The sequence below is a fragment of the Butyrivibrio sp. AE2005 genome (genome assembly GCF_000686965.1).
Lineage (GTDB): Bacteria > Bacillota > Clostridia > Lachnospirales > Lachnospiraceae > Butyrivibrio > Butyrivibrio hungatei_A.
In genome coordinates this window covers 1-1501 of record NZ_JMMD01000046.1, presented here as the reverse complement: position 1 = coordinate 1501, position 1501 = coordinate 1, and the positions used below count along the sequence as shown (strand labels likewise).

The following is a 1501-nucleotide window of genomic DNA, read 5'->3' as shown; positions in this document are numbered from 1 at the left end:
ATCGAGTAGAAGGCGGTGACTAACCGCCGTCCTCTCACAGCACCGTACGTACCGTTCGGTATACGGCGCTTTCAATAGTTGACGTGCACAGACTGATAGGCTGTGGCTAAATCAAAGAAGCCACTGTTTATCAGTCTTTCTTTATTTAACGCCCAAATCACAGCCTTATTGTTACTAACGTACCAATACTTCCTGCGACTGTTCGCAATAGTTGCCGCATAGTGTTCTGGAATTCCGAGCTTTACGAGATTTCTAAATTTAGTCCTCGGTAGTTTCCATTGCTTCCATATACACATGCGAATTCTGTGATAGAGCCATCCGTTGATGTCATCTATGTTGTTCTTCATACTGGCAATCCCATAGTAGTTAAGCCAACCTCTGGCGTATACCTTGATTTTCTCGAGATTCGGCTTGATGGACTGTGCGGACTTACGGGAAGATAAATCCCTCAGCCTTGACTTGAACTTTTTCCATGACTTTGTATGAACTCGGACATATATGCCACCTCCGTTCCTTCCCAATGCAAAGCCGAGAAATTTAAAATTTCGGATTGCAAACACACTTACAGTACGGCTTTTCTCGCGGTTAACCGTGAGTTTCAGTTTCTCTTCAAGATATCTCGTACTGCTCTCTAAGAGTCTTTCGGACGCTCTTTTGCTTCTGGCAAGGAGCACGATGTCATCCGCATATCTGATGCAGGGAACACCTCTCTTTAGAAACTCTTGGTCGAACTCGTTGAGGTAGATGTTCGCAAGTAGTGGTGATAAATTGCCCCCCTGCGGCGAACCTTCCTCTGTTTCGATGACCACTCCGTTTTCCATTACTCCACTTTTCAGATAGCGCTTTATGAGCTGTACAACACGCTCATCCTTTACATTCTTTCGAAGAAGATTTATAAGGATTTCGTGATTCAGGGTGTCGAAGTACTTTGATAAGTCAAGCACCACAGCGAATGTGTATCCTTGTTCTGCGTACTCCTTAATTTTTAGTATAGCTCCCTTTGCATCTCTGTTAGGACGGTAGCCATAGCTTCCATCTGCAAACAGTGGTTCATAGATTGGCACTAACTGTTGAGTTATTGCCTGTTGAAGCGTGCGGTCTATCACGGTAGGTATGCCAAGCTTGCGCACACCACCATCTGGTTTTGGAATCTCAACTCGCCTAACTGGCGACGGAGTGTACTTTCCACGATATATGCGGTCAGTTAGCTCCTGCTGGTGTTCCTTAAGATAAGGAAGAGCCGCTTCGATAGTCATGCCATCGATTCCTGGCGCTCCTTTGTTTGCCTTTACTCTCTTATACGCTCTGTTAAAGTTGTCTTTATACAGTATCGCTTCCAAGAGTTTCGGCTGTGCACTGTCTCTTTCTTTCCATATCCGATTGAATGACCTACGCGCTTTCGCATACCCTTCATGTTCCGCACTATCTCTTTGCGAACAGCCATTGATTTCAATGTTTTCTGCCATTAATGGTCATTCCTCCTTTCTCGGTCATACTTAAG

At 44.9% G+C, this 1501-nt stretch carries 1 protein-coding gene; it reads right to left on the bottom strand.

Translation table 11 applies throughout. The annotated features are described in order from the left end of the window. Positions 1-71: 71 nt before the first annotated feature. Entirely contained in the window at positions 72-1466 is a 1395-nt protein-coding gene (gene ltrA, locus DL92_RS0114860) for a group II intron reverse transcriptase/maturase (protein ID WP_026668165.1), read from the bottom strand. Positions 1467-1501 lie beyond the last annotated feature (35 nt).

Excerpts from the sequence above, each read along its gene's own strand:
- ltrA (WP_026668165.1), bottom strand. The coding sequence starts at position 1,466 with ATGGCAGAAAACATTGAAATCAATGGCTGTTCGCAAAGAGATAGTGCG.